This is a genomic window from Streptomyces araujoniae (genome assembly GCF_050871195.1).
Lineage (GTDB): Bacteria > Actinomycetota > Actinomycetes > Streptomycetales > Streptomycetaceae > Streptomyces > Streptomyces bacillaris.
Genome location: NZ_CP194070.1, coordinates 559,915 through 585,715 on the forward strand (window position 1 = coordinate 559,915; position 25,801 = coordinate 585,715).

Annotated in this window: 26 protein-coding genes; 14 read left to right on the forward strand and 12 right to left on the reverse strand. The window is 73.1% G+C overall.

Annotated elements, in window-relative coordinates:
- Positions 1-105: 105 nt before the first annotated feature.
- The gene (locus tag ACQ9ZG_RS02305; protein WP_109914710.1) at positions 106-678 is read right to left on the reverse strand and encodes a PadR family transcriptional regulator; all 573 of its coding nucleotides are present in this window, start codon (positions 676-678) and stop codon (positions 106-108) included.
- A 225-nt stretch (positions 679-903) separates the two neighbouring features.
- Between ACQ9ZG_RS02305 and ACQ9ZG_RS02310 the strand changes: the two genes are divergently transcribed.
- The 3 genes from ACQ9ZG_RS02310 to ACQ9ZG_RS02320 all read left to right on the forward strand — a co-directional run bounded on the left by ACQ9ZG_RS02310 (position 904) and on the right by ACQ9ZG_RS02320 (position 3,926).
- Positions 904-1,740: a pentapeptide repeat-containing protein gene (locus ACQ9ZG_RS02310; RefSeq protein WP_109914711.1), complete on the forward strand. Its 837-nt coding sequence runs from the start codon at positions 904-906 to the stop codon at positions 1,738-1,740.
- Between the two features lie 206 nt (positions 1,741-1,946).
- Positions 1,947-2,834 (forward strand): SDR family oxidoreductase, encoded by an 888-nt coding sequence (locus tag ACQ9ZG_RS02315; RefSeq protein ID WP_109914712.1) that lies wholly within the window; start codon positions 1,947-1,949, stop codon positions 2,832-2,834.
- A 492-nt stretch (positions 2,835-3,326) separates the two neighbouring features.
- Positions 3,327-3,926 (forward strand): flavodoxin family protein, encoded by a 600-nt coding sequence (locus ACQ9ZG_RS02320; protein ID WP_109914713.1) that lies wholly within the window; start codon positions 3,327-3,329, stop codon positions 3,924-3,926.
- A gap of 44 nt (positions 3,927-3,970) precedes the next feature.
- Here ACQ9ZG_RS02320 and ACQ9ZG_RS02325 read toward each other — a convergent pair whose 3' ends face one another.
- Together ACQ9ZG_RS02325 and ACQ9ZG_RS02330 are read right to left on the reverse strand one after the other, a co-directional pair.
- Positions 3,971-4,699: a GAF and ANTAR domain-containing protein gene (locus tag ACQ9ZG_RS02325; protein WP_026238313.1), complete on the reverse strand. Its 729-nt coding sequence runs from the start codon at positions 4,697-4,699 to the stop codon at positions 3,971-3,973.
- Positions 4,700-5,203: 504 nt separating this feature from the next.
- A complete protein-coding gene (locus ACQ9ZG_RS02330) occupies positions 5,204-5,722 on the reverse strand; it encodes an STAS domain-containing protein (RefSeq protein ID WP_028418842.1) in 519 nt (172 codons plus the stop codon).
- 205 nt (positions 5,723-5,927) lie between these two features.
- On the opposite strand from ACQ9ZG_RS02330, the gene ACQ9ZG_RS02335 reads away from it, so the two are divergent.
- Entirely contained in the window at positions 5,928-6,659 is a 732-nt protein-coding gene (locus tag ACQ9ZG_RS02335; RefSeq protein ID WP_109916882.1) for a GAF and ANTAR domain-containing protein, read from the forward strand.
- A gap of 16 nt (positions 6,660-6,675) precedes the next feature.
- On the opposite strand, the gene ACQ9ZG_RS02340 is transcribed toward ACQ9ZG_RS02335, so the two are convergent.
- Positions 6,676-6,891, reverse strand: coding sequence for a DUF5133 domain-containing protein (locus ACQ9ZG_RS02340; protein ID WP_109916881.1), 216 nt, complete (start codon positions 6,889-6,891; stop codon positions 6,676-6,678).
- A gap of 505 nt (positions 6,892-7,396) precedes the next feature.
- On the opposite strand from ACQ9ZG_RS02340, the gene ACQ9ZG_RS02345 reads away from it, so the two are divergent.
- The 5 genes from ACQ9ZG_RS02345 (at position 7,397) to ACQ9ZG_RS02365 (ending at position 11,535) form a co-directional block, all read left to right on the forward strand.
- Entirely contained in the window at positions 7,397-7,723 is a 327-nt protein-coding gene (locus tag ACQ9ZG_RS02345; RefSeq protein ID WP_018492473.1) for a hypothetical protein, read from the forward strand.
- Positions 7,724-7,783: 60 nt separating this feature from the next.
- Positions 7,784-8,254: a DUF5709 domain-containing protein gene (locus ACQ9ZG_RS02350; RefSeq protein ID WP_109916880.1), complete on the forward strand. Its 471-nt coding sequence runs from the start codon at positions 7,784-7,786 to the stop codon at positions 8,252-8,254.
- A gap of 71 nt (positions 8,255-8,325) precedes the next feature.
- The gene (locus ACQ9ZG_RS02355) at positions 8,326-8,991 is read left to right on the forward strand and encodes an HAD family hydrolase (RefSeq protein WP_109916879.1); all 666 of its coding nucleotides are present in this window, start codon (positions 8,326-8,328) and stop codon (positions 8,989-8,991) included.
- Between the two features lie 587 nt (positions 8,992-9,578).
- Positions 9,579-10,409, forward strand: coding sequence for an RNA polymerase sigma factor SigF (locus ACQ9ZG_RS02360; protein WP_109915424.1), 831 nt, complete (start codon positions 9,579-9,581; stop codon positions 10,407-10,409).
- Positions 10,410-10,419: 10 nt separating this feature from the next.
- Positions 10,420-11,535, forward strand: a complete 1,116-nt coding sequence (locus ACQ9ZG_RS02365; protein WP_258312160.1) for an FUSC family protein — start codon at positions 10,420-10,422, stop codon at positions 11,533-11,535.
- A gap of 293 nt (positions 11,536-11,828) precedes the next feature.
- Here the strand turns inward: ACQ9ZG_RS02365 and ACQ9ZG_RS02370 are convergent, their stop codons facing one another.
- Together ACQ9ZG_RS02370 and ACQ9ZG_RS02375 are read right to left on the reverse strand one after the other, a co-directional pair.
- Positions 11,829-12,878, reverse strand: coding sequence for an NAD-dependent epimerase/dehydratase family protein (locus ACQ9ZG_RS02370; protein WP_109915425.1), 1,050 nt, complete (start codon positions 12,876-12,878; stop codon positions 11,829-11,831).
- A gap of 29 nt (positions 12,879-12,907) precedes the next feature.
- Positions 12,908-14,098, reverse strand: coding sequence for a zinc-dependent alcohol dehydrogenase (locus ACQ9ZG_RS02375; RefSeq protein ID WP_109915426.1), 1,191 nt, complete (start codon positions 14,096-14,098; stop codon positions 12,908-12,910).
- A 301-nt stretch (positions 14,099-14,399) separates the two neighbouring features.
- Here ACQ9ZG_RS02375 and ACQ9ZG_RS02380 point away from each other — a divergent pair, with 301 nt between their 5' ends.
- Positions 14,400-14,936, forward strand: coding sequence for a cysteine hydrolase family protein (locus ACQ9ZG_RS02380; RefSeq protein ID WP_018492480.1), 537 nt, complete (start codon positions 14,400-14,402; stop codon positions 14,934-14,936).
- A 72-nt stretch (positions 14,937-15,008) separates the two neighbouring features.
- Here the strand turns inward: ACQ9ZG_RS02380 and ACQ9ZG_RS02385 are convergent, their stop codons facing one another.
- From ACQ9ZG_RS02385 to ACQ9ZG_RS02400, 4 genes are all read right to left on the reverse strand, one after another.
- On the reverse strand, positions 15,009-15,827 hold the full coding sequence (locus ACQ9ZG_RS02385) for a SigB/SigF/SigG family RNA polymerase sigma factor (protein ID WP_109915427.1): 819 nt from the start codon (positions 15,825-15,827) through the stop codon (positions 15,009-15,011).
- Positions 15,828-16,295: 468 nt separating this feature from the next.
- Positions 16,296-17,000 carry a response regulator gene (locus ACQ9ZG_RS02390; protein WP_050451579.1) on the reverse strand — a complete coding sequence of 235 codons (705 nt, stop codon included), beginning with the start codon at positions 16,998-17,000 and terminating at the stop codon, positions 16,296-16,298.
- A gap of 116 nt (positions 17,001-17,116) precedes the next feature.
- Entirely contained in the window at positions 17,117-18,856 is a 1,740-nt protein-coding gene (locus ACQ9ZG_RS02395; RefSeq protein ID WP_109916310.1) for a GAF domain-containing sensor histidine kinase, read from the reverse strand.
- Positions 18,857-19,015: 159 nt separating this feature from the next.
- The gene (locus ACQ9ZG_RS02400) at positions 19,016-19,885 is read right to left on the reverse strand and encodes a universal stress protein (protein WP_026238317.1); all 870 of its coding nucleotides are present in this window, start codon (positions 19,883-19,885) and stop codon (positions 19,016-19,018) included.
- 265 nt (positions 19,886-20,150) lie between these two features.
- Between ACQ9ZG_RS02400 and ACQ9ZG_RS02405 the strand changes: the two genes are divergently transcribed.
- From ACQ9ZG_RS02405 to ACQ9ZG_RS02420, 4 genes are all read left to right on the forward strand, one after another.
- Complete coding sequence (locus tag ACQ9ZG_RS02405; RefSeq protein WP_181398294.1) at positions 20,151-20,669, forward strand: ATP-binding protein; 519 nt, start codon at positions 20,151-20,153, stop codon at positions 20,667-20,669.
- A 112-nt stretch (positions 20,670-20,781) separates the two neighbouring features.
- Positions 20,782-21,270 (forward strand): hypothetical protein, encoded by a 489-nt coding sequence (locus ACQ9ZG_RS02410; protein ID WP_109916311.1) that lies wholly within the window; start codon positions 20,782-20,784, stop codon positions 21,268-21,270.
- On the forward strand, positions 21,267-21,533 hold the full coding sequence (locus ACQ9ZG_RS02415) for a DUF4235 domain-containing protein (RefSeq protein ID WP_018492487.1): 267 nt from the start codon (positions 21,267-21,269) through the stop codon (positions 21,531-21,533). Before ACQ9ZG_RS02410 ends, ACQ9ZG_RS02415 begins: the two co-directional genes overlap by 4 nt.
- A 217-nt stretch (positions 21,534-21,750) precedes the next feature.
- The gene (locus tag ACQ9ZG_RS02420) at positions 21,751-22,854 is read left to right on the forward strand and encodes an FAD-dependent oxidoreductase (RefSeq protein ID WP_499279775.1); all 1,104 of its coding nucleotides are present in this window, start codon (positions 21,751-21,753) and stop codon (positions 22,852-22,854) included.
- A gap of 145 nt (positions 22,855-22,999) precedes the next feature.
- Here ACQ9ZG_RS02420 and ACQ9ZG_RS02425 read toward each other — a convergent pair whose 3' ends face one another.
- Positions 23,000-23,167 (reverse strand): hypothetical protein, encoded by a 168-nt coding sequence (locus ACQ9ZG_RS02425; protein WP_181398316.1) that lies wholly within the window; start codon positions 23,165-23,167, stop codon positions 23,000-23,002.
- A 2-nt stretch (positions 23,168-23,169) separates the two neighbouring features.
- The gene (locus ACQ9ZG_RS02430) at positions 23,170-25,659 is read right to left on the reverse strand and encodes an ATP-dependent Clp protease ATP-binding subunit (RefSeq protein ID WP_109916564.1); all 2,490 of its coding nucleotides are present in this window, start codon (positions 25,657-25,659) and stop codon (positions 23,170-23,172) included.
- Between the last annotated feature and the right edge of the window lie 142 nt (positions 25,660-25,801).

A 25,801-nucleotide genomic window follows, 5' to 3' on the forward strand; every position in this document is an offset into this window, starting at 1 on the left:
TCGCCTTCCGAGGAGGGAGGTTGAGGGTGGTGGATCGGTGGATCGGTGGGTTCTTCGGTGGTGGGGAGGGGCTGGAGAGGTACGTGGAGGGGGCGGCCGGTGCCGTCAGGCGGCGGGACCCGGTGGTGGACCGGCCAGTCGGTGCAGGGTGTCGAGCACGTCGTCGAGCCAGGCGATCGTCATGCGCTCGAACGCGATGCCGCCGCGCAGCACCGCGTGCTGGAGTTCCTGTCCCGGGTCGAGGGGCGCGGGCGCCTCGGGCCCGGTGAAGTCGCGCGCCTCCCCCGCCAGATAGTGGGCGAGGCGCTCGCGGTGGGCCTGGCGGTGGCGTTCGACCTCGCGGACCAGGGCGGCCGGGTCGTCGAAGGCAGCGCCCCGGATCTTGACGGCGAGGTCGTGGCGCAGGCTCTCGGGCTCGATCGGCCTGTGCAGCCACTCGGCGAGGGCGGCGCGGCCGGGCCCGGCGACGGAGTACTCCTTCTTGTCCGGCCGGCCCTGCTGCTCGACCTCGCGGACGACGAGCCGGCCGTCGGCCTCCATCCGGGCGAGGACGCGGTAGATCTGCTGGTGGCTGGCGGTCCAGAAGTAGCCGATGGACCGCTCGAACCGCCGGGCCAGCTCATAGCCGGAGCCGGGCTGCTCCAGCAGGGAGACGAGGATCGCGTGTTCGAGCGCCATGCCTCCGATCCTTCTATGCAACTCGTTGCATAGACAAGTCGGGGAGGCCCGGTGAGACACGGCTCACCCGGGTCCCGGGGCTCCGACCCCGTGATCAAGGTGCGCCACCCCGCAGGCGACAATGAACGGCGCACACCCGCCGGGTGACCGCCCCCGCGTACTGGCCGGCCCGCCCACCGGCGCACTCGCTCGTCCGCCCGCTCGCCCGTCAGGAGCACCACCACCGTGTCGCCCTCGCCCCAGCGGACCCCGCACGCGGCCCGCCCCGACCTCCAGGCCGACTGCGGGAGCTGCTTCGGCCTGTGCTGCGTGGCGCTGCCCTTCGCCCGCTCGGCGGACTTCGCCGCGGACAAGGCGGCGGGGACCCCGTGCGGCAACCTGCGGGAGGACTTCGGCTGCGGGATCCACGACCGGCTGCGCGAACACGGCTATGCGGGCTGCACGGTGTTCGACTGCTTCGGGGCGGGCCAGAAGGTCTCCCAGGTCACCTTCGGGGGCCGCGGCTGGCGTACGGAGCCGGGCTCGGCCCGCACGATGTACGAGGTCTTCCCCGTGGTGCGGCAGCTGCACGAACTGCTGCGGTACGCCGCCGAGGCCCTGGACCTGCCGGCGGCGAAGGCGGTCCACCGCGAGCTGCGCGAGGCCTACGCCCGGATCGACGCCCTGACCCAGGAGAGCGCCGCCACCCTGCTCGCCCTCGACGTACCGGCCCTGCGGGCGGAGGTCAACGTCCATCTGCTGCGCGCCGGGGAGCTGGCCCGCGCCGCGGTGCCGGGCCGCAAGAAGAACCACCGGGGCGCCGACCTCCTGGGTGCCCGGCTGCGCGGCGCGAAGCTGCGCGGGGCCATCCTGCGCGGCGCCTGCCTCATAGCCGCCGACCTCTCGGGCGCCGATCTGCGCCAGGCCGACCTGATCGGCGCGGACCTGCGCGACACCGACCTGTGCGGCGCCGATCTGACCGGCGCCCTCTTCCTCACCCAGCCCCAGCTGAACGCGGCCCGGGGCGACGCGGCGACCCGGATCCCGGCCGGTCTGCGGCGGCCGGGGCACTGGGCCGCCTGAGGAGACGGGACCACGGCACCGGCGAAATGGAGTGTTTCGGCCCCGTCCACAAGGGGACTCGTCCGGCGTGACCCCCCGTAACGGCCCGGCGGCCGGGGCCGTCCCGGCCGGCCGGACCGACTGGGCCGGGTGAGCGGGCACCCCCTCCGCCCCACCCGGTCCGGACGCCATGCCACGTCACGTCACCACCGAGGAGAGAGGCCGCCATGACGCGGAGCGAGCAGCCCGACGACCCGAACCGGCTCCACCCCCGCCCCGACTTCCCCCAGCAGGACCAGGAGCCCCCCGGCCGGACCGGCCCCATGGACCCGCCGCCCGACCACGGTGAGGAGTCCTACCGGGGCTCGGGGCTCCTCACCGACCGGAAAGCCGTGATCACGGGGGGCGACTCCGGCATCGGCCGGGCCGTGGCGCTGGCCTTCGCCCGGGAGGGCGCGGACGTCCTGCTGACCCATCTCCCCGAGGAGGAGCAGGAGGCGCGGGAGACCGCGCGTCTGGTGGAGGAGGCGGGCCGGAGCGCCGTGATCGTCCCCTGTGACATCCGGGACGAGAAGCAGTGCCGCGCCCTCGTGGAGCGGGCCGTCTCCGACTTCGGCCGAATCGACGTCCTGGTCAACAACGCGGCGTACCAGATGTCCCAGCCGGACGGGATCTCCGCCATCTCGACCGAGCAGTTCGACCGGGTGGTGCGGACCAATCTGTACGGGATGTTCTGGCTGAGCAAGTTCGCCCTGCCGCACATCCCGTCGGGCGGCTCGATCACCAACACCACGTCGGTGCAGGCGTACAAGCCCAGTCCCCACCTGCTGGACTACGCCATGACCAAGGGCGCGATCGTCACGTTCACCCAGGGGCTCGCCCAGATGCTGGCCTCCGACGGGATCCGCGTCAACGCGGTGGCCCCGGGGCCCGTCTGGACGCCGCTCATCCCCGCGACCCTGCCGGACACCACGGAGTTCGGGAAGCAGAGCCCGCTGGGGCGCCCGGCGCAGCCGGCCGAGATGGCCCCCGCCTATGTCTTCCTCGCCTCCGCCAACGCCTCGTTCATCACGGGCGAGATCATGAACGCCACGGGCGGCACACCGCTGCCGTGACCCTGATTGGCCGAGGACACTGTCGGGAGCACGTCGGGAATGCCCATGAATCGCCATGGAGCACCCGCTCCCGATCCCCTCGCCGCCTACCAGGACCGGGGCGAGCTGAGGTTCTCCCCACCCGGCCGTGCTGCCCGGCGAGCGCATCACCGATCCGCTGCGCGCCTGTCTGCGGTCGGGCGGCGCGGCGGGCATGAACGCCGTCGGCCCGAAACCGCTGACCGGGAAGTGCCCTTAGCCGACGATCGCGTCGATGAATCTTCGGGCATGGGTATTCCTCCCGAAGCGGCACAAGAGGATCTGGGCCCGTGTGCCCGGGGCCGGGTTTCATGAGGAATCCCCGTAGGCCACCGTGAATGCCGGACCACTTCCTTTCGGGGAATTCCGTGGTGCCGGTGCGTACGAGGGAAGCCGACGGGGCACCAGTGCAGCCGTGCCCCCGACCGGCACCCTCTTCCCCCACCCACGTCACCACCGAGGAGACACCCCGTCATGCGCGCACTCGCCCTCGTCTGTACGTTGAACGCCTCGCCCGCCCCCTCCAGCAGCCACCACCTCGCCCAGCAGGTCATGACCGAGTTCGGGGGCCACGGGGTGCGGGGCGAGATCGTGCGGGTGGCCGACCACGACGTCCGGTCGGGGATCGGCGTGGATCTGGGGAACGGTGACGCCTGGCCCTCGATCCGGGAGAAGGTCCTGGCGGCCGACATCCTGCTGATCGCCACGCCCATCTGGCTCGGCCACCCCTCCAGCGTCTGCCAGCGGGTCCTGGAGCGGCTGAACGCCGAGTCGTCCGAGACCGACGACGAGGGGCGCCCGCTGATCTACGGCAAGGTCGGCGCCGTGGCCGTCGTCGGCAACGAGGACGGAGCGCACAAGGTGAGCGCCGACGTCTTCCAGGGGCTGAACGATGTCGGCTTCTCGCTGGCCCCCCAGGCGGTCACGTACTGGGTGGGCGAGGCCATGCAGGGCACCGACTACCAGGATCTGGACGAGACGCCCGAGGCCGTCGCCTCGACTACCCGGGCGCTCGCCGCCAACGCCGTCCATCTGGCCCGGCTGCTCACCGACGCTCCGTACTCTTCTTCCTGACCTGCTGCAGCGCCGGCCCGGCTGCACGCCCACCCGACACGGTGTCAGCTCCGGGGCTGGAACCGCGCCTCGGGGGGTGCCTCTCCCGTGATGCTGGCGATCAGTTCGGCGCAGAGATCCCTGAGTTTCACGTTGCGGTGCTGGGAAGCCGTGCGCAACACCTCGAAGGCCTTCTCCGGGGTGCAGCGCTGCTGGCCGATGACCACGCCGATCGCCTGGTCGATGACCGTACGGGACCGCAGGGCGGCCTCCAGGTCGGCGGCGAACTCCTCGGTGTCGGCGATGCGCTGGGCCAGGGCGATGGCTCCGGTGGCCTGGGCGGTGAGCAGCCGAAGGGCCGTCAGATCGGCGTTCTCGAACGCGCCGGGGACCGGGGCGTACAGGTTGAGGGCGCCGGCGGTGTGACTGTGCGGGGCGATGGGCAGCGAGAGCGAGGACCGGGCGCCGCAGACCGCCGCGTAGGCCGGGTAGTCGGCCCAGCGGCTCTCCCGGAGCGTGTCGGGCACGCTGACCTCCAGGCCGGTGCGCATCGCCTGGAGACACGGACCGTCGTCCTGGCCGTACTGTGCCTCGTCCAGCTTCGTGGCGATGGCGCCCGCGCTGGACACGGTGACGGGGCGGCCCTGCCTCTGCACCGTGATGCCGCACCCGTCGGCCTCCGCCACCAGGGCCAGGGCGCTGCGGGCGAGCGCCTGGAGGAAGTCGTCCAGGGACTCCGTCTCCAGGAGCAGAGCGGTCGTGTCCGGCGCCTCGGCCACGGGCCTGTCAGTCATGTTCATCTCGTTCTGGGCGGTGACCCGCCTCCCGAAAGGGCGGGGCAGAGCTGGCGCGGCGCAGTCCGGGGCCGCTGGGACAGGGCAAGTTCCACCGACGCACGGGCGCCTGGGACGGGCTCCGGTGCGGGCGGCGGGGAGGTCAGAGGTGAATGCGCGGACGCCGTACGGGAGCGGGCGTCCCGTCGGCCGTGCCCAGGGGACTGCTGCGGGTTCTGCGGCGCCCGGTCGCGGGCGGGCGGCCTCGGGCGGGGGCCGTCGGGGCGCTCGTACACACGGCACGAGGGGCGACGGCGGCGGGGGCCGCGGCGACAGGACGGCGGCGGGGAGAGCGGTTCACGGGAACTCCACGGGGGCAGGAAGGAATCTCATGGGCCGCTTCCTGACCTTCAGCCCGCCATTATGCCCTCTCGCTCGGGCCGGTCCGCCCGGTGGGCGGAAGACAGCGCCGCGAGACGGCCGGAAAACGCCCCTCGTCGCCGTGCCGCCGATCCGCCCGTGCCGTCAGCGCTCCCGGGGGCGGCGGCGCCCGGGGAGGCGGGGCAGGGACGTGGCGGCGTACGGTCCGACCGCCCGGGCCGCGGGGACCGCGAGTCCATCCACCGTCCGGGTGCCACGCCACAACCGCCGCCGCGGACCGCTCGTCCGGGAAACCTCGTCGGTCGCCTCCGCGCCCGGCAGGCAACCCCTGCTGCGGAGTTCGGCGCCCGCGAGGGTGTGGGCGACGCGCAGGATCCGGTTGAGCGCGGCAGCGCTGAGGACCTCCCGCGCCGTCGCGAATCTGGCCACCACCGCCATCGACACACCGCGCTGCTCGGCGTCGGCGCGCACCCGCAGCAGGACTCCCAGGGCTCGGGCGGTGAGCAGGGGGGTGGCGACGTCGACGATGAGGGTGCTGGGTCCGCAGCACGGCATCAGCCTCAGCAGCTCCCGCTCGATCGCCGCCTCGTTGTCGAGGTCGACGGCGTCGGACAGCTCGACGACGAGATGGGCGTCGTCGAGGTGGTAGCTGAGCAGGACCATCACGTACTCCCTGGAAGCAGGCTGAAGAGAAGGCCGCTTCCTGACCTCGCTGCGCGTGTTCCCTCCCTCGCGCCTTCCACACCACGTGCGCCGCGGTTCTCCTCGGCGGACCGGACGGGGGGACCAGCACGAAAGAGGGCTGCGACGCCGGCCGCAGTAACGTGCCATGCTGACTGCGAGGGCTCCGGCCCGGAAGGGAGCGACGATGACCGACGGCCTCACCCCCAAGGCACCCGACCTGATCTCTCTCCTCCTCGACAGCGACACGCTGGACGACTTCCTCCAGGTCCTCGCCGAAAGTGCCCTCCTCAAGGCGCCGACCGCCGACGGCTGCGGAATCACCCTGGAGCGGGAGAACCGGCCGCTGACCGTGGTCAGCGCCGGGGTGAGCGCGCCGGCGCTGGACGAGGCGCAGTACGGGCAGGACGACGGCCCGTGTCTGGAGGCCCTGCGGGAGGGGCACGAGGTCAGTGTCGGTGACATGGCGGTGGAGAGCCGCTGGAACGGCTACCCGGCCTTCGCGGTCGCCGCCGGGACCCGGTCGTCGTTCTCGCTGCCGGTCGCCGCCCGCTCCCACACGGCGGGTGCGCTCAATCTGTACTCACCCAAGGTGAACGGCTTCGCCGAGGCCGATCTCGGCGGTCTGCGCCACCTGGCGGCCCAGGCCACGGGGGCGATCGCCCTGGCCCAGCGGCTCGCCGACGCGCAGACGTTCACCGCCGACCTCCAGACCGCCCTGCGGTCGCGTGCGGTGATCGACCAAGCGGTCGGCATCGTCATGAATCAGCGGCGCTGCACCCCGGAGGAGGCACTCCGCACTCTGCGGAGCGCCTCGCAGCACCGCAACGTCAAGCTGCGCGACCTCTGCGCGCAGCTCGTCGGCTCCGTGTCGGGAAGCATGCCGCCGGGCGGCCCCCCGTTGCGCCCCCGGCCCTGAATGCCCTCCCGGCCGCTCAGGCGGGGACCACGTCGTCCCGTGCCGGGGCGGAGTGGCGCAGTTGGTGCCGGGCGGCGGTGAGCGCGGCGACGATGTCCCTGGTCCCGGTGGTGACGCAGAGCGTGTAGCTGACGTCCTCCAGCTGCCGCACCGCCCCCTCGCCGCGCCGGGTCCGGAGTTCTTCGTAACGGCGCAGCAGTTCTTCGAGTACCGCGGGGTGGGCCATCAGCATGGTGCTCTGCCTTTCTCTCGTGACGGACTTTCTCTCATGCCGAACCGCGGACATACGGATACGCGTCGGTCAGCGCATCGCGCACACGGCGGAAGAGAGATATCCAGGGGCGGCCCGGCGACAACACGGCCCACCTGGAGGAATTCGGACGCATTCGAGCCGGCCGCTTCCTGACCTGGCCCTTCAACTGTGCCCAGCCGTGCACGATTCATGCAAGCGTGGGAGCTTTTCCGCCACGCGTTTAGCCTCCGGACCAGGGGTACTCAGCAATCAGGTATCCGACGTACGCGGAGCTCAGGCGCCGGGCGGTTCGGAAAGCAGCCCCCGGCGCTGTCCTGTCCCCGGGCGGAGGCTCGGGGGGCGGGGTGTCACTCCAGTGGCCCCGGGAACTCACGGGACGGCGTGCCGCCCGCCCTCCGGCGCTGTTTATTGGGGCTCGTAGGGGAAACGCGGGTGGCGGCCCCCGAAACAAACATGGGCGGCCGACCCGGAACAGGAGAATCTCATGCCTGCTGGATCGAATGCGAAGCGTGAACGCCAGTACGAGCACATCAAGGAGAGCCAGGAGGAACGGGGCGCCTCCGAGAAGCGCGCCAAGGAGATCGCCGCCCGGACGGTGAACAAGGAGCGGGCGCGCGCCGGTGAATCGAGGACAGCGAGCAGGACGTCGACCCAGGACAAGAAGTCCGCGTATGAGCGCGGGGGCGAACGCTCCCACCGGGGCGCGCAGGGGCCGACGAAGGACCAGCTCTACGAGGAGGCCAGGAAGAAGAACATCGACGGCCGCTCCTCGATGAACAAGGCGGAGCTGAAGAAGGCCCTCGGACGCTGAACCCGCCCCGGGACGCCGGCTCCTGCCGGCCCGGCGGACACCCCTACGCGGAGGAGTTCCATGAGTGACCAGGCACGCGGCGACGATGTGTACCAGCCGCAGGGCGACGACGGCCAGGACCCGCCGAACGACGATCTCGACCTGGAGAACACGCTCGGTGAACGGGACCTGGACGACCAGTTGGACGAGGGGTACTCCCCGCCCGAACGTCCGCTGGGTGTGACCAGGTTCGGCACCACGGGTGCGGAGGAGCGGGAGGGCGAATCGCTCGACCAGCGGCTCGCCCAGGAGGTCCCGGACGTGGAACCGCCGGCCGGTGACGGCCTCGGTGACCTTCCGCGGGGCGAGGGCGAACCGCAGGAGCACATCGAGGGCGACGTCCGTGCCGGGCGGCTCGCGGAGGCGGACGACGCGACGGGACGGCACACCGATGTCTTCGCCGAGGACGTCGGAATCGATGGCGGGGCCGCGTCGGCGGAGGAAGCGGCCGTGCACGTGACCGACGAGGACGGTCCGGCCAGGGGCGCCTGAATCCGCGGTCTCCGGCCTTTCGGACGATGACCGCACGGCACGGCAGCGAAGGAACAAGGAATCAGGTGGACATGGCAGCGCGCGCGGCGGTCTTCGATGTGGACGGCACTCTCGCCGACACCAATCACCTGCATGTGGTGGCGTGGTGGGAGGCGTTCCGGCAGGCGGGGCACACCGTGCCGATGCCGGACATCCACCGGGCGGTCGGGCTGGGCTCGGACGCCCTGATCGAGCGGCTGCTCGGCCCGGACCGGGACCGCGCGGAGGACTCCGCCATCAGCTCCGCGCACAAGGCGCTCTACGGCACGCACTTCGACCGCCTCCCCGCCTTCGAGGGGGCGGGCGATCTGCTGCGCACCCTGGCCGGGCGCGGCTGGCGGGTCGTGCTGGCCACCTCGGCCGGCGGGCCGGAACTGGCGGCCCTGAGGCGTGCGGTCGACGCGGACGAGGCCATTGCCGGCACGGCGAGTTCGGATGACGTGGACGCGGGCAAGCCGTCCCCGGAGCCCGTGCAGCTGGCCCTGGAGTTGGCGGGTGCCGAGGCGGGACAGGCGGTCTTCGTCGGTGACACGGTGTGGGACATGGAGGCGGGGGCCCGGGCCGGGGTGCGGACGGTGGCGCTGCTGTCAGGCGGCATTCCCCGCGCGGATCTCGAGCGGGCCGGCGCGGACGCGGTCTTCCAGGACGTGGCCGATCTGCTCGCCCGGCTGGACGAGAGCCCGTTCACGCAGACGTAGTGGCCGTACGGCGCAGCGGACCGGAAGGGGCGGCGCCGTCGGCGGCCTCGGTGGCGCGGTCCCGTCCCTGGGCGGCGGTGGACCGTCCCGGCCCCTCGGCGCGCGGCCGGGCGCTATGACCGTACGTGCGGGAGTCGACGGCCCGGCGCACGGCCCGGCAGACCGTCTCGCCGACCCTGTGCGCGGCCGGTTCCTCGCGATCCGCCGTCCGTCGGGCGCGCCGCGGCTGGGGGCCTCGTCGACGAAGGAGACGCCGAGAAACCTCGACGCCCGGGGCCGGGCGTTCGTACAGGGACGTCCGGGGGCGCGAGATCCATGGGGTGCCCCGTTCTGCCGGGTTGCTCGGCGGAGGCGGGCAACCGTTCCCGTCACTCCCCGTACGCCGCCGTGCGCTCCCTTGGCCGACGCAACGCTGCCGACTTACTCTTGTTTCATACGTTTGGCCACTATCCGCACGGGTATGCGGCTGAAAGTGCTTCGGACAAGAGGCGCCCGTGGGAGTCCCGGGCGGCATCGGTCCGACTCCTGTGTGCTCCCACGGTGATCGAGCGTCATCACACGAATGTCACCGCAGAGGAGTGAGCACCATGCAGGCTGCATCTGTCCCCCAGCCCTCCACGGACACGGGTGCCCCGTCGTCCGACGAGGCATTCCGGACGCTCGTCACGCTTCCCCGGGGGCCGGAGCGGGACGCCCTGCGCGAGGGGATCGTCTGCGCCTGGCTGCCGATGGCCCATCGCCTTGCCTCCCGCTTCCGCAACCGGGGCGAGCCGATGGACGACCTGCGCCAGGTGGCCGCGATGGGGCTCGTCAAGGCGGTGGACCGGTACGACCCCTCGCGGGGCAAGGCCTTCGAGACCTACGCCGTACCGACCGTGACGGGCGAACTGAAGCGGCACTTCCGCGACCACACCTGGGACGTCCATGTGCCGCGCCGGGTCCAGGACCTCCGCAACCAGGTCCGGACGGCGCGCCGCGACCTCGCCCAGCGGCTGGGCGGACGGGCCCCCACCTGCGCCGAGATCGCGGAGGAGGCGAATCTCCCGGAGGAGGACGTCCTGCTCGGCCTGGAGGCGCTGGAAAGCTACAGCGCCCTGTCCCTGGACGCCGAACCGGCGGGCGTGGACGGCGGGGCCACCCTGGCCGACGGGCTGGGCTCCTGGGACCACGCCCTGGACGTCGCCGTCGACCGCGAGGCCGCGAAGCCCGGGCTGCGGAGGCTTCCCGAGCGCGAGCGGACCATTCTCTACCTGCGGTACTTCCGTGACATGACCCAGCTCGGCATCGCTGAGCACCTCGGCATATCGCAGATGCACGTCTCCCGGCTGATCAGCCAGTCCTGCGCACGGGTCCGTGCCGGGGCACTCAAGGAGACCGGCGCCCACTCGGTGGCCAGGGCCGTCCCGGGGGCCGTGTGAGGGCACCGGCGTGAAGGAACGTCTCACGCGGATCGGCCGCAGTATCCGGCCCCCCGACCGCTACCAGGTGGTGCAGTCCCTCAAGGCCGCCGGTGCGGCCGTCGTCGCCTGGGCGGTGACCGGGTGGTGGCTGGAGGCCCCGATGGCGCTGATGGCCCCCTGGGCGGCCGTCGCCCTGGTGCAGGGGACCGTCTACCGCTCCCTGCGCTCCGCGGTACAGCTCTTCCTGATGATCACGGCCGGGACCCTGATGGCCGCAGGTGCCGCTCTCCTGACGGGCAACACCATGACCGCCCTGCTCATCGCCCTCCCTCCGGCCGTGCTGCTGGGCAACTGGGCCCGCGCCGGCGGCCAGGGGCTGTACGCGCCCACCACCGCCCTGTTCGTGCTTGCGTACGGCTCCTACTCATTGCCTGCTGTGGGGCACCGGCTCCTGGAGACGGTGGTCGGGGCCGCCGTCGGCATCGCGGTGAACGCGCTCGTGCTGCCGCCCGTGCACTCCCAGCATGTCAACAAGCTGGCGTACGCCCTGCCCCGAGACTGCGCGCGGCTGCTGGGCGAGCTGAGCGAGGGGATCCGCGAGGGGTACGACGAGGAGCGCGCCGAGCGGTGGTACCGATCGGCAGGTGACATGCTCGGCGCCCTCGCGGAACTCCGGACCGCACGGGGATGGGCCTCGGAGAGCTTCCGGCTCAACCCCGGTCACCGCCTCCGCCGCCGCACCCCGGCGCCGTCCGACGCCTGGGACGTGCTCTGGGCCCGCGTGGGGGACCGACTACTGACCCTGACCCTGACGTTGTGGGAGGCCGCCTCCGAACGGCGGCGCCTCCCCCGGCCGCCGACCGGGGCTCTGGCCGGGCTGAGCGAGCTGCTCTCCGCCGCGGCGGAGGTCTGCTCCGTCGAGCAGGAGGTCATGGAGCACGGTCCGGACGAGGAGCGCCGAGGCCGCCGCGACGCCCATCTGGCCGCTGCGCACCGGGCCTTCACGGGGGCGAAGGAGTATCTGCGCGGGTCGGACTCCGACGCGGACGCCTCCCTGGGCAGCCTGCTGGCGGGCTGCCGGGCGCTGCTCGACGACCTCACGCCCGAGCAGGAGGAAGGCGGCCGGCGGACCGCTGCCGGATGACCCGGCGCACCGGCACCACACAGAGCCCGGGCGTGCCCCGCACGGACACCCCGGGCGGTGCCGACACGCCGGTCACTCGGGGAGGCAGTCCCGTGGCGGCCACCGGTGCCCCGGTCAGGACCTCACGGTCGCGGTCCTGCCCGAGTGCAAGGTTCCCGGCACGGAGTTCGTACGACGTCGTGCAGCAGGATCCGCGCATTCCGCTGAGCCGGATCCCGACGGCGCCCCGGGGCGGATGCGTGATCGGGACCGTGGTCGCGGCCGGTGCCGACGGTCGGACACCGCCCCGCCGCTCAGCCGATCCTGCGGCCGACGAGCGGCGCGGTGTCCTCTCCCCGGCCTTCCCGCACGCCCCGCAGGAAGGCCCTGAGCGCCTCCTCGGCCGTGCGGGTCGGCCGCCACCCGAGTTCTTCGTGCGCCCGGGTGGAGTCCAGGACGGGCAGCCGCAGCACTGCGTCGAACAGGTGCGGGGAGGCCGGAACCGCGTGGGCGCGCCAGGCGGTCGCGAGCGCGGTGCGGACCAGCGCCCTCGGGACCCGTACGGCACGGGCGTTGAGCAGTTCCGCGAGCCGGCCGGCGTCGAGCACCGGGTCAGCCGCCAGGTTGAAGGGGCCGCGTACGTCGCGGAGCACGGCCAGCCGGTACGCCTCGGCTGCGTCGTCGGTGTGCAGGACCTGGAAGCGCAGCCCCTCCAGGTCGGGCACGAAGGGCAGCAGATCGGGGCGGATGAGGGTGCCAGGGACATGGCGGCCCGCGAAGATCCGGCGCTGCTCGGGCGCGGCCGTCTCCTTGAAGAGGAAGCCGGGCCGCATCCGTACCACCCGGACCTGCGGGTTACGCAGCTCGTAGGCGTCGAGGACGCGCTCCAGGTAGGCCTTCTCCCGGCAGTAGGCTGCGTCCGGCCAGCCGTCGGTCGGCCAGAGCTCGTCGACGCCGGGCTCGTGCTTGGGCCCCGGCGAGTAGGCACCGACGGATGACGCGTGCACCAGGGCCGGGACACCGCTCCGCTCGACCGCGCGGAAGACCCGCTGGGAGCCGAGGACGTTGCTGTGCCAGGTGGTGACGGGATCGTGGGTGGGCTGGAAACGCCACGCCAGATGGACGACGGCGTCGGCGCCGGCCAGCAGGGCGGTGAGCCGCTCCTCGCTGTCCTGGCGCGAGAGGTCGACGGTGTCCCAGACCACCTTCGCGATGTCCAGGCCGGGGCGCCTGCGCGCCAGGCCGAGTACGGAGCCGATCTCCTGGTCCGCCGCCAGCGCGCGGACCACGCCGGTGCCGACGTTGCCGGTGGCTCCGGTGACCACGACACGCCTGCCACCGGGCCGTTCGGTGCTGGTCTCCATGAACGCGTCCTTCCGTCGGGCGGTGGTGGTCAGGGGACCAGCAGGGTCTTGATCATGCCGTCGGCCTTCTTCTGGAACGTCTCGTACGCCTTCGGCCCGTCCTCGAGCGGAAGACGGTGGGTGGCGAAGGAGTCCACACCCAGCGGGTCGCCGTCGACCAGGAGCGGCAGCAGGTCGTCGACCCAGCGCTTCACGTTGGCCTGGCCCATGCGGAGCTGGATCTGCTTGTCGAAGAGGGTCAGCAGCGGCATCGGGTCAGCGGAGCCGCCGTAGACACCGGAGATCGAGATCGTGCCGCCCCGGCGCACCAGGTCGATGGCGGTGTGGAGGGCGGTGAGGCGGTCGATGCCCGCCGTCTCCATCAGGCGACGGCCGACCTTGTCGGGCAGCAGTCCCACCGCCGCGTGCGCCGCCTTGGCGACGGGCGCCCCGTGGGCCTCCATGCCGACGGCGTCGATCACCGCGTCCGTACCACGCCCGTCGGTGAGGTCCCGGACCGCGTCGCCGAGTTCCTCGCCCTTGTCGTACCGGCGGAGGTCCAGGCAGGTGGCCCCGTACCGGCTGACCCGGTCCAGACGCTCGGGCACCAGGTCCACGCCGATGACGAGTCCGGCGCCCCGGTGCAGCGCGATGCGGGCCGCCATCGCGCCGATCGGGCCGAGACCGAGGACGGTGACGCTGCCGCCGGGCGGGATGTCCGCGTACTCCACGGCCTGCCAGGCGGTCGGCAGGACGTCCGACAGGTAGACGAACCGGTCGTCCGAGGGGCCGTGCGGCACCTTGATGGGCAGGGCGTTCCCGAAGGGCACCCGCAGGTACTCGGCCTGGCCGCCGGGTACCTGACCGTACAGCTTGGTGTAGCCGAAGAGCGAGGCTCCGGTGCCGTACTCATGGACCTGGGTGGTCTCGCACTGGGAGTGCAGCCCCTGACCGCACGTGTGGCAGTGGCCGCAGGACACGTTGAACGGGATGACCACCCGGTCCCCCGGGGCGACGGCGGTCACCTCGGGCCCCACCTCCTCGACCACGCCCATCGGTTCGTGGCCGAGGATGTCGCCGGGATCGAGGTAAGGACCGAGCACCTCGTAGAGGTGGAGGTCCGAACCGCAGATCCCGGTGGAAGTGATCTTGACGATGATGTCCGTGGGGTCCTGGATCCGCGGATCCGGAACGGTCTCCACCCGGACGTCCCGCTTTCCCTGATAGGTCAGTGCGCGCACGGTGCCACTCCTTGTCTCTCGCATTGCCCGGGCGTCGGGTTCACGCCTCTGCGCCGCCCGTTCCCGCATTTCGCCCACGCGTTCCGGCTCGGCTTTCGGCTTGCGCATGCCGGTCCGGGCGCTTGGCCGGGGTGGTCGTTCCGGCGGTGTTCCGTGCCGGATACACGGCCTCCTTCACCGGGTCGCGAGGAATGGCTTCCCGGCCGTTCTCCCGAAGCCCGGGCCACTGCCGGGTTCCCATGGGCCCCCGGGTCAAACACCGGCTGTGTGGGACCGCGCCCCGGGTGCCAGGATGGATCTCATGGGAAACAGCGCCCTCATAGTCATCGACATGATCAACGCCTATGACCATCCCGACGCCGAGCTGCTCGTCCCTTCCGTCCGTGCCGCCCTCCCGCAGATCACCCGGCTGATCGACCGCGCCCGGACCGAAGGCGTTCCCGTCATCTACGCGAACGACAATTTCGGTGAATGGCGGTCCCACCACGGCGAGATCATCGAGAAGACGCTCGCCGGGAAGAACGCGGAACTGGTCGAGCCGATCCTGCCGGACGGCGATTCCCTCTTCGTCGTCAAGGCACGGCATTCCATCTTCTACGAGACCCCGCTCAGCCATCTGCTCTCGCGGCTGGGCGCGGACCATGTCGTGCTCTGCGGCCAGGTGACGGAACAGTGCGTGCTCTATTCGGCGCTCGACGCGCACATCCGGCAGCTGCGCGTCACTGTGCCGGAGGACGCGGTGGCCCCCATCCACCGGGATCTCGCGGAGGCGGCGCTGCGCATGATGGAGCGGAACATGAACGCCACGGTGCGGACGGCGGACACCGTCGCCTTCTGATCTGCGGGCTCCGGCCTCCGCCGCCGTCCGGTCGTCCGCCCCCCTCGCCTGCCCGGGAGACCGAGGGGTCCGTCACATCGGGTGCGCGGCCCGGAGCGGGCGTCGATGGAGGTGGCTCTCGCGGGAGGGCTCCCCCGCGCTCTCGCGGATGCGGCGGCAGGACTCGGAGATCAGCCGGGAGACGTGCATCTGCGAGACGCCCAGCTCGGCAGCGATGGCGCTCTGCGTCATCCCCGCGAAGAACCGCATGTAGAGCACCCGTCTCTCACGCTCGGCCAGCCTGCTGATGCCGGGTTTCGCCGCCTCGCGGTCGAGCACCAGGTCGTACGCCTCGTCCACGGTCCCCAGCCGGTCCCCGAGGAGGAGTTCGCCGCCGTCGGCCGCGGTGGCGGCATCGATGGAGAGGGCGCTGAAGCCGTGCAGCGCCTCGCTCCCCTGCCGTACCTCCTCCTCACTGAGCCCGGTGTGACCTGCGATGCCGGCGGGCGAGGGCGGGGTTCCCGAGGCGGCCAGCTCGGCATGTGCCAGGCGGACGATGTTGCGGAGGGTCTGGATCCGGCGGGGGACGTGCACGGACCACATGCGGTCCCGGAAGTGCCGCTTGATCTCCCCCGTGATGGTCGGCACCGCGAACGGCGCGAAGGCCCGGCCGATGGAGGGGTCATAGCGGTCGACGGCGTTGACGAGACCGATCGCCGCGATCTGCCGCAGGTCCTCCAGTGTCTCGCCCCGGTTGCGGTAGCGGGCGGCCAGCCGATGGGCCATGGGCAGCCATGCGCAGATGACCTCGCCACGCAGTCGCTCCTTCACGGGCCCGCCGGGCAGCTCGACGAGACGGCGGAACGCCGCGGCGGTGTCGGGATCGTCGGCGTACGGACTTTCCTCGGCCATGGGGGCGAACTCATCTCCTCGCCGTGCGGGATCTCGGTCGCCGGGGCGGGATTGCGGCGCGGGTGGTACGTCAGGGAGCACCACCCGCACGACATCCGTGGCCACCGGGAGTACCTCACCTCCGAAGCACTCCGTGGCCATGCCATGTGCGGGGGCCGGCCAAAACGGCGGGCGGCGGGGTTCACCCGCGTGGGCGCGGAGGGCCCCGCTCCCGCGCATTCCCCCTCCCGCCGAACGGCGGAGGCGCCCGATGGGCGGCAAAATCGAACGCGGGTACCAGCCCGTGAACGGAGAAGGGGCATGGCTGCACGTCATCACCTCGTCGACCGGCCACCGGCCGCCGTCTGATCGGTCCTGGCCGACAGGACGTCGTACGGGGAGTGGGTGGTCGGCATACGGACGACCGGTCGAACCCCGGGCGGGTCCGGACGGCCGCGGCAGCCCGGGCGGCCCCGGACCGCCCGCGCGCTACCCCGCCCGCCGCGCCTCCGTCGCGATGACCGCGGCCTGCACCCGGCGCTCGACGCCGAGTTTGGCCAGGATGCGGGAGATGTTGTTCTTCACCGTCTTCTCGGCGAGGTGGAGCCGCAGGCCGATCTCCCGGTTGGTGAGCCCTTCCCCGACGAGCGCCAGGATGTCCTGCTCCCGGGCCGTCAGCGCGCCGACCCCCGAGGGGCGGTCGTCCCGGACCGCGTCGCCGCGGAGGCGGGCCATCACGCGGGCGGTGGCGCCGGGGTCGAGCATCGAGCGCCCGGAGGCGACGGTCCGTACGGCCTGGACCAGATCGGTGCCGGTGATCTGCTTCAGTACGTAGCCGGACGCGCCCGCCACGATGGCGTCGAGCAGCGCCTCCTCGTCGTCGAAGGACGTCAGCATCAGGCAGGCCAGGTCCGGCATGCGGGAGCGCAGCTCGCGGCAGACGCTCACCCCGTCCCCGTCGGGCAGGCGGATGTCCAGGACCGCGACCTGGGGGCGCAGGGCCGGGACACGGGCGAGGGCCTGGGCCACGGTGCCCGCCTCGCCGACGACGGTCATGTCGGGCTCGGCGTCCAGCAGGTCGTGCACGCCCCGGCGCACCACCTCGTGGTCGTCGAGGAGGAACACCCTCACCGGAGCCTCTGCCGAAGCCTCCCCCGGCACCTTCCCGCCGAGGCCCGCGCCCTTGTCCGTCATCACACACTCCGTCATCCGTCGTCCGTGCCCACCTCGGTGGACTGTCCCGATCGTCCCGTACGGCCGTGTCCGGTGAACAGGGCCCATCGGCCCTGATCCGCCCCCTCGTCGGCGCCTCAGCCCAGCGGAGCGCGCCAGAGCAGCCGGCTGCCGCCGCCCTCGGGCACCGACAGCTCCAGGGCACCGCCGACCTCTCGGGCCCGCCCGGCCAGGTTGTCCAGCCCGCTGCGGCGGCTCTGCGCCGGGATGCCCCTGCCGTTGTCGGTGACCGTGAGGAGCACCTCGTCCGCCGTGGCCCTGAGGCTCACCTCGACCCGGGTGGCATGGGCGTGGCGGGCGGCGTTGCTGAGGAGTTCGCCGAGCGCGGCGACCACGTGTTCGGCCACGTCGAGGGGGACGTCGGTGTCGAGCAGGCCCTCCATGCTGAGCCGGGGCGGGAAGCCGAGCGAGGTCACCGCGTCGCCCACCGCGCGGGAGGCGCGGGCGCGCAGGCTGGCGGCGGCGCCCTCGTCACGGGCCCGCAGGCCGAAGATGGTGGACCTGATGATCTTGATGGTCTCGTCCAGGTCGTCGACGGCCCGGCCCACCCGCTCGGCCGCCCCGGTGTGCTCGATCAGCCGGGCGGTGCTCTGGAGCGTCATCCCGGTCGCGAAGAGGCGCTGGATCGCCAGGTCGTGGAGGTCGCGGGCGATCCGGTCCCGGTCCTCCAGGAGCGCGACGTGCTCGGCGTCCCGCCGGCGTACCGCCAGCTCCAGGGCGAGCGCCGTCTGGCCCGCGAAGGCGAGGAGCGGCTCCAGCTCGGACTCGGTGAAGGCGGGTTCACCGACCGCGCGGACCAGCAGGAGGACGGCAGCGCCGGGCGCCCCCAGCCGTACGGCCACGGCGGGGCCCGGACTGGCGGGCAGGTGGGGGTCCGTACGGAAGCGGGGGTCCTTGCCCAGGCAGGCGGAGACCACATGGGTGTCCGCCGCCGAGGCCGCGCCCGCCAGCGTGCCGTCGGCCGGTACGACGAGGCCCCGGAGCCCGTCGGTGCCGCCGTCACCGTCGCCGGGAGTCTCGCCGGTGCCCTTCCCCGCCGCCACGGACACCTCCACGACCAGGTCGTCCGTGCCGGGGACGGGCGTGGAGACCTCGGCCAGCCGAGCGCCGGTGATCTCTCCGGCGCGGCGCGCGACGAGTTCCAGCACGTCCTGCCGCGCGTCGCCGGACAGCAGGTGGTTGGTGACCTCGGCGCCCGCCCGGAGCCAGCGGTGCTGGCGCTGTGAACTCTCGTACAGGCGGGCGTTGTCGATCGCCACTCCGGCCGCCACCGCGAGGGTGGTGATCACGGACTCGTCCTCGGCGTCGAAGTCCAGGCCGTCCCGCTTGTCGGTGAGGTAGAGGTTCCCGAACACCTCGTCCCGCACCCGGATCGGCACGCCGAGGAACGTACGCATCGGGGGATGGTGCTCAGGGAACCCGAACGAGGCCTCGTGCGCGCCCAGTTCGCTCAGGCGCAGGGGCTCGGGGTGCCGGATCAGCTCGCCCAGCAGGCCGTGCCCGGCCGGCAGCGGTCCGATCCGCTCGCGCTCCCGGTCCGTCAGCCCGGAGGTGAGGAACTGCGACAGGCTCCGCCCGTCGGGCCCGATCACCCCGAGCGCGCCGTACTGCGCGTCTACCAGGTGCGCACCGGCCTCGACGATGCGGCGCAGCACCTGGGAGAGGTCGAGTTCGCGGCCCACGGAGACGACGGCCTCCAGCAGGCTGTGCACCCGGTCCCGGGTGCCCCTGGCGGCGTTGATCCTTGCCTGTAGCTCCTCCAGCAGCTCGTCCAGCCGCATCTGCGGCATCCGCGACAGCGGCTGCTCGTCCCCCACAGTGCCTCTTCTCCCCTCCACCCCCCGACACCTACCGCGCCACTCTATGGGGCCGCCGCCGCACGCAGGAGCCCGCCCCGTGGGGAGACGGGGCGGGCTCGTCGTGCGGGGGACGGAGGCGGGGAGGGGTCAGGACGGGCGGGGCGCGGCGTACGGGTGTCAGGCGTGCGGCACGACCGCGACCGGGCAGCGGGCGTGGTGCAGGACCGCGTGGGCGGCCGAGCCGATCCGGGTGCCGATCGGGGCCCGGCGGGCACGCCGTCCGACCACCATCAGCTGCGCCTCGGCGGACTCCTCCACCAGCACCTGCCCTGCGCTGCCCATCTCCACGTGCTCCGTGACCTGCACCTCCGGGTACTTCTCGCGCCAGGGGGCCAGCGCCTCCCGGAGCGCCTTGCGCTCGAAGGGTTCCAGCCCTCCGGAGGCGTCGGCGAGGGCCAGGGAGGCGCTCCAGGTGTAGACGGGCGGCAGGCTCCAGGCGCGGACCGCCCGCAGCGGGACTCCCCGTACGGCGGCTGCCTCGAAGGCGAAGCCGAGCACATCGGCGCTCTCCTCGGGGCTGCCCTGCTGGCCGACGACGACCTCGCCGTTCTCCCGGACCGGGTACTCGCCGTCGTAGGCGCGTACGGAGGCGACGGGCCCCTTGGCCCCCGCGATCACCTGCTGCCCGTAGGAGCCGAGGAGGAAGCCGAGGAGCGCCCCGTGGCCCCGGGTGCCCAGGCAGAGCAGCTCGGCCCGCTCGGCCTCGGCCAGCAGCGCCACGACGGCCGTCTCGGGCAGCACCCGGCAGGAGACCGGCAGTTCCGGGTAGCGGCCGACGACCTGCTCCTCCGCCTCCCGCAGCACGGCACGGGCGGCCTGGGCCTCCGCCTCCCGGTTCTGGACGAGCGGGATGTCCAGCGGCTGCCAGAGCCAGGCGTGGACGATGCGCAGCGGCAGTCCCCGCAGGGCGGCCTCGCGCGCCGCCCAGTCGGCCGCCGCCAGACTCTCCGGCGAACCGTCCACCCCTACGACTACGGCCTTCTTCACGGGTCTGCCTCCGTACGTCCATGGGCCCCGGCTCTCCGTCCGGCCCCTGGAACCAGCATCCCGGCCGGTCCCGCCCCGGGGGGAGGGCCGATCGGCCCTCCCCCCGGGGACCGTTGGGCTCCGCTGCTCCGCCGGGGGCGGCGCTTCCCGGGCCCGGATTTCCGGGGCCGGTCCTTTCCCGGAACCGGCCGGGACTGAAAGGTGTGGCAGTGGGTAGGCGGATGGCGTTTGCGGGCCGTGCGCTGCGGCCCATCCGCCGGGGGACATGGAGCACGACGTGGAACTGCTGATGACGGATCGAGACACCGGCCGGGACCGGCGGCCGACGGATACGGGCGCGGACTCGGTCCCGCTGGTGGGCAGTGCCGCGTATGACATGGGCTCCGGAGAGATCGCCCGCGCCCGGGCGTTCGTACGCGAGTTCCTCACCGACGCACGGTCGCCGCACGGTATGTACGTCTCCGAGCGGGCGATGGACCTCGCGCAGCTGGTGGTGAGCGAGCTGGCCACCAACGTCTGCAAGTACGCGCCGGGCCCGTGTCTGCTCGACCTCGAAGCGGGCGACACCGTACTGGACATCACGATGTGGGACACCGGCTCCGTGCTGCCCACCGCCCGGCAGGCCGACCCCACGCGCGCGGGTCAGCACGGGCTGGAGATCGTCCTCGCGGTCTGCGAGAGCTTCGAGGTGCGCCGCGAACCGGTGGGGAAGCGTGTCCGCGTACGGATCTCGCTGCTCGACGCCCCGGGGTCCGGCGGTCCGGCGGGCTCTCCGGCCTGGTAGCGCTGCCGGGCAGCGCACCCCGGCCGGTCCGGGGGATGTCCGCGCGGATGCCGGGTAGCCGGGCCGCGAGGGCGTACCCCGCCCCGACCGAGGTCAAGGAGAGGGCTCACCGATGAACGACGAAGCACCGGACCAGCTGGGCACCCCCACCCCCGAGGAGTTGCGCGAGCAGGTCGAGCGGGCGCACGACGGACTCGCGCGGACCGTCGGTCCACCGGCGCCCGAGGGCGACCTCGCGGCGCAGGCGAAGGAGAAGGCCGCGGTGGTACGGGAACAGGCGGCGGCCGTCAGGGAGCAGGCCGCCGGGAAGGCCGCGGCCGCCTCGGACCGGCTCCGCGAGAAGACGGAGCGGGCGGCCCGGGCCGTGGAGGACCGGACGCCGGAGGCCGTACGGGAGAAGACGGCTCAGGCGGCCGCGCAGGTGCGCGAGAAGACGGAGCAGGCGCGGCGGTACGCGGCGGACCGGACGTCCGAGCCGCTGCGGGAGAAGACGGACCGGGCCCTGACGGCCGCCCGCGCCAACCGCGCCCCGTTGCTGGCGGGTGGCGCGCTGCTGGTCGTCCTCCTGCTCATCCGCCGCAGCCGGGGACGCAACCGATGAAGGCGTCCGCCCTCGCGTACAAGCCGGTGGGGCTCGCCCTGGGCGCGGTCAGCGGCCTGATCGCGGGCGCCGCGTTCAGGCAGGCCTGGAAGCTCGTCGAGGGCGAGGGCGACGCGCCCGACGCCCTGGACGAGGACCGCCCCTGGGGGCAGATCCTCCTCGCCGCCGCCGTCCAGGGCGCGATCTTCGCCGTGGTCAAGGCCACGGTCGAGCGCTCGGGCGCCCAGGCGACCCGCCGCCTCACGGGCACCTGGCCGGGCTGACCCACCCGGCCGACCGTGTCCGGCCGTCTCCCGCCGCGGTGCCGCCCCTTCCCCCCGAGGGCCCGGCCCCGCCCGGGCGGGGCCGGGCGTGTACGCTGCCCCGTCGGCCGGTACGAGCGGGGCCGGACGGACGGGCCGACACGCGTGTTGCCGTGACGGGCGAGCCGCCTTCGCCACCACGTGCCGACCCGGTCGGACACAGGAAGGACATACGCTCATGGCGCTCGACGTCCTCGTCGTCGGCGGCGGGTTGATGGGGGCGTCCGCCGCCTGGCGGCTCTCCGCGCGCGGCCACCGGGTCACCGTGCTGGAGCGGTTCGGGCCGGGCCACGACCGAGGCAGCTCGCACGGGACGTCCCGGATCTTCCGGCTGGCGTACGCGGAGCCCTCGTACACCGAACTGGCCCTGCGGGCACTGCCGTTGTGGCGACGGCTGGAGGAGGAGAGCGGGCGGGCGGTGCTGACCCTCACCGGGGCCGTCGACCACGGGCCGCCGGAGGTGCTGGAGCGGCTGGCCGAGGTGCTCGCCCGGGCGGGGCGGCCGGGGCGGCGGCTCTCCCCGGGGGAGGTGGCCGAGCGGTGGCCGGGGCTGCGGGCCGACACGGCCGCGCTGTACCACCCGGACGCGGGCCGGGTGCACGCCGACGACGCCGTGGCCGCGCTGCTCGACGCGGCCGGGCGGCGGGGCGCGAAGGTGCGGCACGGGGTGCGGGTGACGGAGATCCGGCGTACCGGGGGCGGGGCCACCGTCGTGACGGACGCCGATGAGGCGCTGGTGGCGGACGCGGTCGTCGTCGCGGTCGGCGGCTGGGCACCCGGTCCGGCGGCGGGCGTGGTGAGCGGCCTGCCGCCGCTGCGGGTCACCCAGGAGCAGCCGGTGCACTTCCCGGTGCCGGACGCACTGGAGTGGCCGTCGTTCATCCACCACCCGGGGGCCGGGCTGCGGTTGCCGGGAGGTGTGTACGGGCTGGGCAGCGTGGACGGCGTCAAGATCGGGCTGCACGGGGCCGGGCCGGTCGTGGACCCCGACCACCGCGACCGTACGCCGGACCCGGCGGCCCTCGACCGGCTCCGTGCCTACGCCGAGGAGTGGCTCCCCGGTGTGGCGGGTACCGAACCCGAGCCCCTGACCTGCCTCTACACCACCACGCCCGACGAGGACTTCGTCATCGACCGGCAGGGTGCGGTCACCGTGCTGGCGGGCTGCTCCGGGCACGCGTTCAAGTTCGGCCCCGCCCTCGGGGAGCTGGCCGCCGATCTGGTCGAGGACGGACCGGGTCTCCCCCGGTTCGCCCTCGGCCGGACGGCCCCGGCCCGCTGAAGCCCCTTCCGGGAAGGCCTTCGGCAGGGCCGCCAGGACCGGCGTGACGGATCCCGGTCGGCCCGGGCGGACCGGCACCCCATCGGCCCCGGCGGACCGGCGGTCGGCCGACTCGGGTGCCGGCCGCCCTTCGGGGGACGGGCCGCTAGTCGCCCCGGGTGTCGTCCTCCGGCGGACGGCGTACCTCCTCGCGGTCCTTCTCCAGGCGCTCGTCGAGCTTCCTCTCGTCGGGGCGGCGGGGCATGCCGCGGGCGTGGCCGGTGTCCGGGTCGCCCTCGACCTCTTCGTTGGACTTGTGGTGGTGATGGGACATGGTCACTCCTTGTCCGTGCGGATCGTGCAGTGGAGGGAGTCGTCCTTCACATCGGCGACGATCGTGTCGCCGGGCCCGGCCTCGCCGCCGAGGAGCAGGGAGGCGACGCGGTTGTCCAGCTCCGTCTGGATCGTGCGGCGCAGCGGACGGGCGCCGAACGCCGGCTGGTGTCCGTGGGCCACCAGCAGCTTCTTCGCCGCCTCGGTGACCTCCAGCGTCAGCCCCTGCGCATGGACGCGGTGCCTGCTGCGGTCCAGCAGATGCTCGACGATCTCGGAGAGGTCGTCCTCGGTGAGGCTGTGGAAGACGATGATGTCGTCGATGCGGTTGAGGAACTCCGGCAGGAACCGCCCCCGCAGGTCCTCCATCAGTTCGTCCTTCAGCTCGGCGGCGTCCCCCTCGTGGGCGAGGATGCGGTGGGCGCCGATGTTGGACGTCATGATGACGACGCAGTGGCGGAAGTCGACCGTGCGGCCCTGCCCGTCCGTGAGACGGCCGTCGTCGAGGATCTGGAGCAGCGTGTTGAAGACGTCGGGGTGGGCCTTCTCCACCTCGTCGAAGAGGACCACGCTGTACGGGCGGCGGCGCACCTTCCCGGTCAGCTGGCCGGCCTCCTCGTACCCGACGTAGCCGGGCGGCGCGCCGACGAGCCGGGCGACCGTGTGCTTCTCCTGGAACTCGCTCATGTCGAACCGGATCATCCGGTCCTCGTCGCCGAACAGCAGCTCGGCGAGGGTCTTGGCCAGCTCGGTCTTGCCCACGCCGGTGGGACCGAGGAAGAGGAACGAGCCGACGGGCCGGTCGGGGTCGCCCATGCCCGCGCGGTTGCGGCGGACGGCTTCGGAGACGGCGGTGACGGCCTCGTCCTGGCCGACGATCCGGGCGTGCATCTCCTCCTCCAGCCCGAGGAGCCGCTCCTTCTCCCCGGCGGTGAGCTGGGCGACCGGGATGCCCGTGCGGCGGGAGACGATGTCCGCGATGTCGGAGGCCGTCACCGAGACGACGCCCTCACGGCGTTCCTCGATGCCCGCGAGCTCGCCCTCCACCTCCGCGATCTGCTCCTTCAGCTCCTTGGCCCGCTCGAACTCCTCGGCGGCCACGGCCTGGTCCTTCTCCCGGCGCAGCTTGGCGAGGCGGTCCTCCCTGCTGACGACCTCGGTGGAGCGGTTGGCGCTGCGCAGCCGTACGCGGGCCCCGGCCTGGTCCATCAGGTCGATGGCCTTGTCGGGGAGGTAGCGGTCGGAGATGTAGCGGTCGGACAGCACGGCGGCCGAGGTCAGGGCCCCGTCGGCGAAGCGGACCTGGTGGTGGGCCTCGTACGCGTCCCGCAGCCCTTCGAGGATCTGTACGGTCTCCTCGACGGTGGGCTCCGGGATCAGCACGGGCTGGAAGCGGCGCTCCAGGGCGGCGTCCTTCTCGACGTGCTTGCGGTACTCGTCGATGGTCGTCGCGCCGACCACGTGCAGTTCGCCGCGGGCGAGGGCGGGCTTGAGCATGTTGCCCGCGTCCATCGAGCCCTCGCCGGTCGCGCCCGCGCCGACGACGGTGTGGAGTTCGTCGATGAAGAGGACGACCTCGCCCTCGGCCTGCTGGACGTCCTCGATGACCTTCTTGAGCCGTTCCTCGAACTGGCCGCGGTACTGGGCCCCGGCGACCATGCCGGACAGGTCCAGCGAGACGACCCGCTTGTCCTTGAGGGTGTCGGGGACCTCGCCCGCGACGATGCGCTGGGCGAGCCCTTCCACGATGGCGGTCTTGCCGACGCCCGGCTCCCCGATGAGGACGGGGTTGTTCTTGGAGCGCCGCGACAGGATCTCGATGGTCTGCTCGATCTCCTCGGCCCGGCCGACCACGGGGTCGAGCCTGCCCGCCCTGGCCTCCTCGGTCAGGTCGCGGCCGAACTCGTCGAGCGTGGTGGCCGGTTCCTTCGCCCCGGTGCCCGGGGAGCCCTGGCCGCCGGGCGCCCGGTCGGCCATGCCGCGCAGCTCGGAGACGTCCATGTCCTGGGCGCGCAGGAACCGGGAGGCGCCGGAGTCGGCGTCGCCCAGGAGCGCGCCGAGGATGTGCTCGGGCCCGATGTAGGAGACCTCGGCCGCCTGCGAGCGGGCGTGGGCCAGGGCGAGGGTCCGCTTGGCCGCCGGGGTGAGTCCGGGCTCGGAGGACGGCTCCTGGGACTCGCGGGGCAGCACCTCGGCGATCCGCTCGCCGAGCGCGTCGGGATCGACCCCGGCGCGGGCGAGCAGTCTGCGGGTGGGCTCCACCCGGGTGGCGGCCCACAGCAGATGCTCCGTGTCGAGGTCCGACGTGCCGTCCTGGACCGCCCGGCCCGCGGCGGCGTCCAGCAGCTCCCGTGCGGGCTCGGTGAGGAGGCGCCCGATGGGCACCCGCTGCACGGCGGGGGGCGAGGAGGCCGGTGACATTCCGAAGAAGCGGTTGAGCAGGTCGCTGAAGGGGTCCGGCGAACCGGAGGGAGAACCGAAGGCCATCGACATACCGGCTCCAGGGAGGCGGGTGGAGGGGTCCCATCCACTCAAACCCGGGGCCCGGCTCTCCGCAAACGGTGGGGGCGGGGCGGATCCGTGCGCCCTCGCCCCCGCCACGGAGGAGCGGTGCGAGGCCCATCGGGGTTCCTCG